Source organism: Salinibacter sp., from assembly GCF_042218895.1.
Classification (GTDB): Bacteria; Bacteroidota; Rhodothermia; order Rhodothermales; family Salinibacteraceae; genus Salinibacter.
In genome coordinates, this window is record NZ_JBDGQQ010000091.1 from 1 (window position 1) to 10,939 (window position 10,939).

Below are 10,939 nucleotides of genomic sequence, written 5' to 3' on the forward strand. Positions count from 1 at the left end.
AGAAAAGAGAATTGACGATGACGCTCTCCAGGGTGTCGTCGATCTGGAAGTGGAGGGTACAGAGCTCGGTGCACACCACCAGCACGCGGGCGTCGGGCTGGCTCTGACAGAAGCTGTGGGCCACCCGCAGCGCGTTGAACGCGGCGTAGCAGCCCATGAAGCCGATGAAGGTGCGCTCGGTGGAGGCGGGAAGATCCAGCCGCTTCACGAGCTCGATGTCGAGCCCAGGTGCAAAAAAGCCGGTGCAGCTGACGGCGACGACGTGCGTGATGTCATCCGCCGCCACGTCGGCGTCCTCCAGCGCCCGTCCGGCTACGTCCTCGGCGAGTGGAATGGCGGCCTCCCGGTACTTCTCGTTGCGCTCCTTGGTCGAGGGGGCCGGTTCGAGGGCCCAGTTCTCTGGGAAAAACGTGAAGGCCTCCGGGTCGTCCTCGCCGTAGTCGGCCACGCAGGAATAGCGATAGTCGATGGCCGACTGTTCGTAGAGCGCGGGCAGCCGGCTCTGGAGCGGATCTGGCAGGCGCTCAATTTGCTGCATGAACTCGGCGGCCTCCGGCTGCGGCTTGCAGAGCGGCGGGTTGCCGGTAGCGATGGACTCAACGACGGTGTGCATGCGCACGGAGACTTTGAAGGACAAGAATCTGAGAACGTGTTGTGCTATGTGTGAATGGCATGTGCGTCCGTCTCCAACTGCCAGAACCGCCCCCCACGGTCACCCCAGACGTGCTCTGGAGCTCATCCAGCCGAATGGAGTGGGCTCGGCGATCGTCGTATGGGCTCTGAGTCAAGCTCAGAGCGACGCTGTTTTTCCTGAGAAGAAGCTATTTGAAGGCACCGCACCTACTTTGCACCATAGCACAAGCCGTTCTGAATGGTGTTGAACGTGCGACGTGGGCGGTAGTTGACAACACTCCGATGCGGCCGGCCACTCGGCGCTGAAGCCTCCTTGCTCGAAGGCGATACGCACCTATGCCCAATCTTCCTTCCCTCTCCCACAGCGATGTTCGCGACTGGACCAAGCAGCGGTTCTACGAGCGGGGCGAGACCTATTTTCAGCAGGACCGCATCCAGCGCCCGCGGCGCGAGGGGCGCACCCTGAAGGCCGAGTGCCAGGGCTCCCGTCCCGACCCGTACCACCTGGAGGTTGAGTTCCACGACGACGGCATCGCCCGGGCGGAGTGCTCCTGCCCGGTGGGCGGCGGGGGACGGTGCAAGCACGTGGTCGCCCTGCTTCTCACCTGGGTGGAGAGTCCCGAGGCGGTGTCGGAACAGGATCCTCTGACCCAGACCGTGGAGGAACTGTCCCAGGAGACCCTCGCCCGGCTCGTCCTGGACATGGTGGAGCGCCACCCGGACCTGGAGCGGCTCGTGTCGCTCGCGTCCACTGCCCCCCACGAGTCCCCCGACCCGGAGGAGCTCCGGACCCAGATCGAGAGCGCCCTCCAGACGGCGCTGCGCAACACCGATCGGTACTCGGCCCCCGAGGAGGCGGCCGAGGAACTGGAGCCGTTCGTCACGCTGGGCGACGACTACGCCGACCACGGGCACCGCGCGGACGCGACCACTGTGTATTGCCTCCTCATCGAGGCGATTCAGGACCACTACTTCGAGTTTCGGGATCGAAGTGGCGCCCTCTCCCGCCAGCTCACCACCTGTGTTAAGCGCCTGGGGACGGTGCTGGCGGAGACGAACGCCGACGACCTGCGCGAGCGCGTCCTGCGGACGCTCTTCGAGGTGGTCGTCTGGGACATTGACCAGGGTGGCCGTGGTCTTGGGGACCGGGCCCGCGACATCATTGAGGAGCAGGCGACGCTGGACGAACGACACCTGATGGGCGAATGGACGCGGGACGCGCTCGCCGAGCGGAACCGGACCGAGGAGGAACAAAGAATTATTTCTCTGGGCTCCTCCGGGGCCGCCTCCGATTCCAGGGACTGGGATCAGCAAGCCCTCGGTCGGCTCCTGCTCAACCTTCAGGAGCACACGCTCGACGACGAGGAGTACCTGCGGATCGCCCGCGAGACGGGCTGCCTGACCAATCTCGTGGCCCGCCTCCTCGACCTAGACCGCCTCAGCGATGCGCTCGACGCCGCCCGCGGGGCCTCCGACTACGAACTCGTCCGGCTTGCGCCCATCTTCGAAACGCATGACGAGGGGGCCGCCCTCCACGACCTCGCCCTGGATCGGCTCGACGACGATCCGCACCGCCGCCTCGTCGCGTGGCTCCGCGACTACGCCACTGAGCACGACGATCTGGACCGCGCCCTCGACCTGAGCACGCGTCTCTTCTGGACGCGGACGAGCCTCTCCGCCTACAAACAGGCCCGGTCGGTTGCGCAGCGGATGGACCGATGGGACGAAGTCCGTTCCGAGCTCCACGACCAGTTGCGTGAGCAGGGCCAGTACCGCCTCCTGACCCGCATTCACCTCGACAACGGAGACGTGGAGGCTGCCCTGAATGCCGTGGCGAAGATCAACTCGACCTCCCGCCTGTCCAGCGGCGCGTCGCTCAAGATGGATGTGGCCGAGGCCGCCGAGGACGAGTACCCCGAAGAGGCCATCGAACTCTACCGGCAGCGGGGTCGGTCCCTCATCGCCGATCGGGGCCGTGGGAATTACCGGCAGGCCGCGGAGCTCTTCCAGCGGGTGAAGAGCCTCTACGAGCAGCATAAGCCGGGCGTGTGGGACGACGTGCTCGACGCCCTCTACGACGACGAACTGCACCGCCTTCCCGCCGCCCAGGACGAATTCGAGAAGGCAGGGTTGCTGTGAAGCATCAATCCGAGGCCTGTTGCTTCCGACGAGGAGGGACTGACCCTACGTATACTCCGACCCGTTCTGGTGCGCCGATCCACGGCGCTGGAGCCAGATGGAGAAAGATCTAGTAGCCCGGCCGAACCGGGCCGAATTCTCCGTTCCTGGAGGTCGGCACGTTCGAGCGCAGGAAATTGGGGCGTCGCATCCAGGGGGCGGTAGTTCGTACTCCCCGGATCAGAGCTATGGTCGCTCGTATCTACAACGACACTGCTTCACGAACCCTCGTCCGGGAGCCGGAATTGAAACTGTACGCCGATCTCTTTGCCCGCAAGGTTATGGCTCTGGGATTCGGGGATGAACGTCACATTTTTCACCGTCTGAAGGGCGGCCCGGGCCAGTGGGTCGGGGGCGTTGTCAAGATGGCGGTACTGGTCGTTCACGACTCGCGGGTTCGCGGCGTGTCCTGCCTCGTCCACTGCGAAACGCACCCTCACCCGTCCCTTCATTCCGGCTTTGCGGGCCAGTGCAGGGTAGGAAATTTTGTTATGGAGACTCGATCTGGTCTCGTGGCTCAGGTGGATGGTGGCCGAGAGTCCTTTCCTATCTGGTATCTGGTAGTAGTGAGCGTCCAGGCCGGCGGTAGCTGAATTCGCTCGAGGCTTCGTATCCGATTGACGGGGGGTGGTCGACGAGGAATCGTCCGGGAGCCGGAAGGTCACCGGCAGTGCCATTTGCACCTTCACGGCTTCCCCGTCCTGCCTGCCGGGCTCGCAGTCCAGGCTCTCGACGGCGTTGAGTGCAGCCTTATTTAGCAGCTCATGCGCCCCTCGGGTCACCGTCGGGTCTGTGACCTCGCCCTGCTCGTCTACGATGAACTGCACGAAGACTCGGCCCTCAATGCCGGCTTTCCTAGCGAACTCAGGGTACTTGGTCTTCTCCTGGAGCGCTCTGAGGCCCCCGCACTTGGGTTGCTGCTCGACGACTACATACACCGCACTGTCCTTGGAAGCCGCAGTGGTGGATTCAGAGGTCGGGGCGTTCGCTTCGGGGGCCGCCGGGCCGAGACTGTCCGAGCAGGCCACCACGCCCAGTGTCAGGGCGAGGCCTGTGGCGAGGAGGGCTGTGCCGAGGGCAAGACGAGAGGAGAGCAGGGTGGAGATCGACGAGCGCATGGCTGTGAGTCGGTCCTTAAGGGAAGACGGCGATTCGGAGAGGCAGAGAGCCCCAAGGCGACCGGGGCGGGGATTTCCTTCGGCGAAGGCGGCGAGGAGCCGGGCGTAATCGGCCGCCGACGTGGACGAGATGCCGAGAACAGCGGCGTCGCAGGCCCGCTCCCGCGCTTCCACGATCCGCCGTCGGAGCCGCTGCACGAGGGGGTGCACGGCAAACAGAGCGGTAATGAGGCGCTCGGCGACGTGGGCGAGGTCGTCCCAGCGGCGAACGTGAACGCATTCGTGAACGAGGGTCGTGCGAAGGGCCTCCGGGTTCTCTGTGAGTCCCTCGGGCAGGAGAATCAGGGGCCGGGGCCCACCGAGGGTGATGGGGACGGCGGCCTCCGACGTGACGAGGACTTGGACGGGACGCCCGATGCCGAGGATCTCCCGCAAACGATCGACCCGGGCCTGGAGGGGGGCGGCGGCCGTTCCCTCCACGGTCCTGCGCACCCGTATGGCCGCCACGGTGTCGAGCGCGAGCCGTCCGAGACCGACGAGCCCCGCAATCAGGGCGATGGCGGTGACCAGGCCGACGGCGTGCATCCAGTGCCACGAGGGTGTGCCCGTCGAAGTGATCTCCACTGCCGGCTCGATCGAAGGGAGCACGACGATACCAGCAGTAGGGAGGGCCGGGGGCTGGGCCGAGGTGGGGAGCAGTTCGGCGGCCCCTGCGGCCGCGATCCCGATTGGCAGCGCCGCGAGAAGCACCTGTGAGAGTCGGTACTCGGCGTGTGGATGCAGACGATCCGTTCGCTCTAAAAGCACCCAAAGCGGGAGAGCCAGACCCGTCCAGGCAAGGATCGGCAGCCACAGCGGATGGGCGGTTGCGGCCCCAAGGTCGGCCAGCAAGTCAAGAATTGTCGTCCACGTCATTGGAATCGTCTTCCTCCTCTTCCAAGACATCGATGAGACCTCGGATCTCCGCCCGCTCCTCCTCGGATAGCTCCTCCCGTTGGACCAGCGTCTGCACCAGTGCCGAGGGCGACCCCTGAAAGACCTTCTCCATCAGACGCTGGAGCAGGCTGTGCTGCACAGCGTCCGGCTCCTGGGCGGGCTGGTAGACGTAGGAGCGGCCCTCCTTGTGGTAGTCGAGATAGCCCTTCTCGGCCAGCTTCTTCATCACCGTCATGATCGTGGTGTACGCCACGTCGCGATCCTCCAGGATGCGCTCGCGGACGTCGGCCACGGTGGCCTCGCCGAGGTCCCACACGTGATGGAGGACCTCCATTTCGGTTTCGCCAAGGTGGGTAAGAGACTTGCGACGCATGAAGGGTAGAGAGTTTGGGCAATACTACTACACTATTAGTATTACTTAGGTCGTATTCTGTCAAGTCGCTACACATAATATTTACATTCCGGTCTCCACACACCGGTGTCCACCCTCAACCTCCGTAGAGAATGGGCGGTGCAGGACCGGATATTGTGGGGAACAGCCTCGAGCCCTTCCCCGGAGTGGTGTTCACGTCCTGCCCCGCGGCGCTGCCGTTCGGCTTGTTCTTTGCGAGGGAATGGGACCGCAGGGCTTGTCCCTACCCTCGTCGGGTCGGGACCAGGGAAAATTCGTGCAGGTACGGGCCGAGGCTCAGTGGGACGCCGAAATACAGCGGGGATGCACCATCCATCGGACGTCTCGGCGAAGACGGCAGGAATAGTCCCTCAGATTGAACGCGACGTGGGCCTGGGATCTGAGCAGTAAATACGAAACGCACCGGAAAAAACCGCGAGCAGACCTCGAAAGGGGCCTCCAGTCCAGGCTCGTCTCCCTCTCCACCGAACTACGCTCAATAGCCATAACCAGGCGGATCCATGGAATCGCGTGTGTATTCTGTTTCGGTGCGTTCTCTCATCGGGATCGGGCTGGAGGCGCTCCCCTGGATCGCTTTAGCAACCGGATCCGCATTCTACCTGTCCCCCGCTCTCCCACTCTCCCCCCCCCGGCTTTCGCTTCCACTGCTCGTGCTCGTCGTCGGGAGCCTGATTGTAGTGGCACGGAGGTGGGCCACCTCTTCTGCCGGCTCTTCGTCTTCCGACCCTACTTCGTCGCCGGTCGCGGATCAGCCTCACCACTGTGATGCCGAGTCCTCCTTCTCCCCTTCTTCGAGGCACCTCTCCACGCACAGGGAGACCCTTGGGGATCCTGACGACGACCCATTGCTGATTACGTCCCGATCCGACTACACGATTCTGGCTGCCAATGAGCAGTTCGAGCGGGCGTTTGGGTACGCCGAGGAGGACCTCGTCGGCAACATTCCGTCCGAGGTTGGGATGTGGGCCGGCGATCACACAGAAAGCGAACTCCAGAAACGGCTCTCTTCGGAGGCCCCCATGCGGACCGAGATGATTTCTGTATACACGGCCAATGGAACCCTCCGGCGCGTTCCCCTTGCTCTTGACCGGACTTCGGACGACCACGAGGAGTGCCTGGTCTGGCGGTTTCCGGTGCAGAGAGATGGCCCGGACGACACATTCTCCCCCAACCAGGAGGAAGGGTACGACCCTCTTACCGGTCTCGCCACGCGTTCGTCCCTCTTGCACCAGGTTGGCCAGCGGCTGGAGCATGCCCCGAGCGATGAGGCGGGGCCCGCCCTCCTCTGTGTCACGATTCGGGAGTACAGGGACGTCACGGAGAGCTTTGGGTATAGGGCCGGCCAGCAGTTTCTGGCGGCCGTGGCCACCCGCATCGAGGACGGTCTGCCCACCACGGCCACGACCGCCCGGATCTCGGAGGATACGTTCGCCATTCTGTTGCGGGCCAGCGAGGACGATGCACGGGAGCTCGGGCGCACCCTCTTGAAGGCGTTCGACATGCCCTTCCGGATCGCGGACCAGCAGGTGCCCGTCGAGGCCATTGCGGGCCTAGCGGTCTGGTCCGGGCCTCACTCGGCGTTTAGCGGGGCCGAGGAGATGCTAGAAGCGAGCTTTTCGGCCATGCACCGGGGCACGAAAGAGCATACTACCGGCAATCTACACATCTACCGGGACAGGACCCAGCGGGAGGCCCGCTGGCTTCGTCGCCGCGAGCGGCTCCGGACCGCCATCCAGCAGGACGAGCTGGTCCTACACTACCAGCCCATCGTGCACCTCGCGTCCAGGAGCGTGGTTGGGGCCGAGGCGCTCGTTCGGTGGGCCCACCCTGAGCGCGGGCTCCTCTCCCCCGCCGCCTTCATGCCACTCGCGGAAGAAACGGGCCTTGTTGGCGACGTGGATCGCTGGGTCATCAACCGGGCGCTACGTCAGGCGAGTGCATGGACCCGGTCCCCAGATGGCCCGGTCGACTGGGTCAGTGTCAACGTGAGCCCGCAATCCGTAGACGACGACTTCCAGCGCTGGTGTCGGGACGAGATCCGGAGCGCCCGGCTCCCTGACGGGGGATTGCACCTGGAAATTACCGAACGGTGGGCCCTCCAGGAGGACGAGTTCCTTCGTCCGCTTCGCGACGACGGCGTTCGTCTGGCGATCGATGACTTCGGAACGGGGTATTCGTCGCTCCGCTACCTCCGGTTCCTCGACGCTGAGCTTCTCAAGATCGACCGCGAGTTCATTCAGGACCTTGGTCAGGACCCGAAGACCACGGCGATCGTGCAGTTTTTGCTGAACCTGTCTCTTCGCCTGAGCGTGGAGGTGATCGCGGAGGGGGTCGAGACCGCGCAGCAGGAGGCGACGCTCCGAGAACTGGGGTGCGCGATGGCTCAGGGCTACCGGTTCCTCGAACCCGTTCCGGCGGACTCGCTCGCCGAACACGCCCACGCGTCCCCCGAGCAGTCCGGCGCGTCTCGGGACGAGCCCCAGCCCCCCAGCTGAGACGTCAGCCCGATTCCTGCTCGGGCGTAGCGATAGCGGGCCCGCGCTTCTCCAGTTCTTTCGCCCGGTACATGGCCCGATCGGCCTGGCGGAGCAGCTCCTCAACCGTCTCGCCGTCGTCGGGAAAGGTTGCGATGCCCGCAGACGCCACCAGTGAGAACCGCTTGTCACCGACCTGCACGGGTTCCCCGATGTCCTGTACAATCCGGCGTGTCGCCGGGCGGGCCGCCCTGGGCTCATCCAGGTCTACCCAGAGCACGGCAAACTCGTCTCCCCCAATCCGGGCCACCACGTCACTCTCCCGGGTTGCTCGTTCTGCCCGCTCCCCGACGGTCACGAGTACTTCGTCTCCGGTCTCGTGGCTCCACCGGTCGTTCACCGTCTTAAAGTTGTCCAGATCCATGTACGTCAGCCCAACGTATCGCTCACGCCGCTCCGCCAGCGCGAGGGCCTTTTTTGCCTGCTTCTGCAGGAAGCGGCGGTTGGGCAGCCCCGTCAGGGGATCGTGGTAGGCCATCTCCTTGAGCTGCGTCCAGAGACGGGTCTGCTCCGTGACGTCCACGAAGCTCGAGACCACGACAGTGCCGGGGTGATCGGCGTCTTCGTGAAGCACCAGGCTCTCCATAATCGTGAACGGGCGTCCGTCTCGGCGCTTCATCGGGACATTCCACTGGCTTACCTCTCCCTTCTCCCGGAGCCGATCGATCGTCCGTTGCCGCTCGTCCGGGTCGCCCCGGAAATGGTCACCGAGGGACTCTCCTTCGAGCGTCTCAGGGGTGTCGTACCCGAACATCTGGGCCGCCGCGGGATTGCAGGACAGAATTTTGCCGTCGAGCCGGGCCCAGATGTGCCCCACCTGGTTTTGGTCAAACAGTTGTCGATACCGTCGTTCGACCTCGTCGTCCGCCTCGTTCGTTTTCGGGGGGGGACGCCGCCGGTCCTGCATCATCACCAGGGTCCAGACCTCGTCGGGCCGGGCCTCTCCGCCCACCTGCGTCAGGGAGAGATGCACCGGGACCGTGCTGCCATTTCGATGACGAGCGTAGAACTCGAGGCTCCCCCCCAGGTGTGCGGGCGCATCCCCCGCATCGGGTTGAGACGGCTCATCCCGCCTACCGCTTTCGTTCACCATCAGCCGGTCTATCGACATTCCGATGAGGTGACCGGACTCGTAGCCCAGAAGATGACGGGTTTGATCGCTACAATAACGAATCGCTCCCTCCTGGTCTACGAGCAGTGCGGCCATGGGCAGGGAATTCCAGGCCTGGCCCAGAAGGCGTTCGAGGCGGGACTGCTCTGAGGCGTTTGACGTCGGCATCAGTGAACCCGAGTCAGGGAGGTGTGTGACGAAATCCCGATGTCCGTTCCAGCTTTCCCAAGACAGGGACGACGGCTCCGGGACGCCGGAAGTCCCCTGCCTCGCTCAGGTTTTCGGACGGGGGTTTGCAGCCTCACGCTTCTGCTTCCGGTCCGCACGGAGCGCACAGCGCGCGGCTTTCACCTACCAAGGGCCCACAAGAAGGATACCAACGTACGCTTTCTACCACGCTGCGAAGCGTCTTCCTAAGATGGGGGGCGTCGTCCGCGTGCTCGAAAACTGGGCCGATCGTGAGTCGACTGTTGCTGTGCGGGCTTCCGACTCAGCGTGTCGCCGGAGACACTCAGCCGGTTCTAGCTCCCGAAGCGACCCATCACTGCTGCTCTTTCGCCTCCGCCCAGAGCTTCTCGATTACGGCGAGGTCTGTCGCCTCGATGGTGGCGTCGCCGTCGCGGAAGCGTTCCTCCAAGTGCTGGAAGCGACGGGTAAATTTGTCGTTCGTTGCGCGCAGCGCGTTTTCGGGATTGATGCCGGCCTGCCGGGCGTAGTTGGCAAGGGCGAAGAGCAAGTCCCCAAACTCAGATTCGCGGTCGTCCTCATCTGTCTCGTCGTCCACGGCATCCCGGAACTCCTCAAGTTCTTCCTCGACCTTTGCCCAGGCGTCGTCACGGTCCGGAAACTCGAAGCCCACTCCAGCTGCCTTTTCCTGGATGCGGTGTGCACGCAGGAGCGCCGGAAGCCGCCGCGGAACCCCATCGAGCACCGAAGATGCCTCGCCATCCGCCCGGTCCGCCTTCTCCTGCTGCTTGATTTCCTCCCACGAGGCCGCCACGGCGTCCGGATCGTCGGCCGTCTCGTCGCCGAAGACGTGCGGGTGGCGGCGGACCAGCTTGTCCGTCTCCGCCTCGATCACGTCCGCGAGCGTGAAGCGTCCCTCCTCCTCGGCGATGGTGGCGTGGAACAGCACGTGCAAAAAGACATCGCCGAGTTCCTCCGGGAGCTCATCCCAATTTTTTGCGTCGATGGCCGCCACTACCTCGTAGGCCTCCTCGATGAGCAGATGCTTCACCGACTCGTGGGTCTGCGCCCGGTCCCACGGACAGTCGCGGCGCAGCTGCTTGACGATGGCGACAAAGTCGGCGTAGGCTTCTAACCGGTCGGCGGGCTCGGCGAACGCATTCTCGTAGATCCTATCGCTCGGATCGAAGGCGGGGGTGGACATGCAAAAACGGAATAAGTGCAGGTAGTGTGGCACGCAAGTGGGATCTCGCGTGCTCTACTTGCGGACGGCGCGGATGTTTGTACGTGTGCAAACCATGTGTGAATCTAAGAATGTAGGAGACGCTGAGGGGGGAACATCGGGCCGCCCGGTCCGTCCCAGCATGCGAACAGTCAGCCAAGGTTCTTTGGCTCCGACGCCACGTTCCTTCACGTATGGGGATGACACGGCTTCGACGTGTAGTAAACGTGCAGCGGACTGACCTGCCGAGCATCCTGATACGCTCGTAAAACCTGTCAGGAATCGCAACTGCGGACGATTATTCGTACGCGATGGCGGCGTAACAGCCTCCATCTGTCTCACGTCGCTCCTGACCCTTGGGGAGCGTGAGACATCGACAAAAAGGGTGTAGTCGTTTCGGTCTCCGGCTGCGGCCGCGACGGTGAAGTTCAATCAGCCTTTGCGTCGCCCTGGCCTCGTGGACGGGCAGACGGGCGACGTGAGTACCGAATGCATCCACTATGCAGGTAGAGGTTCGACTTGTGCGGCTACACGGACCCGGGTTCGACTCCCGGCAGTGAGCGAGGAAAGGGCTCGCCAGAATCCCAGAATTGAGTCTGGGTAGACCTC

At 64.1% G+C, this 10,939-nt stretch carries 6 protein-coding genes, 1 other RNA gene and 1 pseudogene; 3 read left to right on the plus strand and 5 right to left on the minus strand.

The window, feature by feature from the left end; all coding sequences use genetic code 11:
- Window positions 1-613: pseudogene (locus ABEL04_RS08360) on the minus strand (type III polyketide synthase); the annotation flags it as partial.
- A gap of 356 nt (window positions 614-969) precedes the next feature.
- On the opposite strand from ABEL04_RS08360, the gene ABEL04_RS08365 reads away from it, so the two are divergent.
- The gene (locus tag ABEL04_RS08365; RefSeq protein WP_375801932.1) at window positions 970-2,772 is read left to right on the plus strand and encodes an SWIM zinc finger domain-containing protein; all 1,803 of its coding nucleotides are present in this window, start codon (window positions 970-972) and stop codon (window positions 2,770-2,772) included.
- A gap of 257 nt (window positions 2,773-3,029) precedes the next feature.
- Here the strand turns inward: ABEL04_RS08365 and ABEL04_RS08370 are convergent, their stop codons facing one another.
- The gene (locus ABEL04_RS08370) at window positions 3,030-4,844 is read right to left on the minus strand and encodes a TonB family protein (RefSeq protein WP_375801933.1); all 1,815 of its coding nucleotides are present in this window, start codon (window positions 4,842-4,844) and stop codon (window positions 3,030-3,032) included.
- Window positions 4,822-5,238, minus strand: a complete 417-nt coding sequence (locus ABEL04_RS08375; protein ID WP_375801934.1) for a BlaI/MecI/CopY family transcriptional regulator — start codon at window positions 5,236-5,238, stop codon at window positions 4,822-4,824. Before ABEL04_RS08375 ends, ABEL04_RS08370 begins: the two co-directional genes overlap by 23 nt.
- Window positions 5,239-6,122: 884 nt before the next feature.
- On the opposite strand from ABEL04_RS08375, the gene ABEL04_RS08380 reads away from it, so the two are divergent.
- Window positions 6,123-7,772, plus strand: a complete 1,650-nt coding sequence (locus tag ABEL04_RS08380; protein WP_375801935.1) for an EAL domain-containing protein — start codon at window positions 6,123-6,125, stop codon at window positions 7,770-7,772.
- A gap of 4 nt (window positions 7,773-7,776) precedes the next feature.
- Here the strand turns inward: ABEL04_RS08380 and ABEL04_RS08385 are convergent, their stop codons facing one another.
- Both ABEL04_RS08385 and mazG read right to left on the minus strand, forming a co-directional pair.
- Window positions 7,777-9,090 (minus strand): diguanylate cyclase domain-containing protein, encoded by a 1,314-nt coding sequence (locus tag ABEL04_RS08385; RefSeq protein WP_375801936.1) that lies wholly within the window; start codon window positions 9,088-9,090, stop codon window positions 7,777-7,779.
- A gap of 373 nt (window positions 9,091-9,463) precedes the next feature.
- Window positions 9,464-10,312 (minus strand): nucleoside triphosphate pyrophosphohydrolase, encoded by an 849-nt coding sequence (gene mazG / locus ABEL04_RS08390; RefSeq protein ID WP_375801937.1) that lies wholly within the window; start codon window positions 10,310-10,312, stop codon window positions 9,464-9,466.
- A 214-nt stretch (window positions 10,313-10,526) separates the two neighbouring features.
- On the opposite strand from mazG, the gene ssrA reads away from it, so the two are divergent.
- Window positions 10,527-10,887: a transfer-messenger RNA gene (gene ssrA, locus ABEL04_RS08395) on the plus strand.
- Window positions 10,888-10,939: the final 52 nt, after the last annotated feature.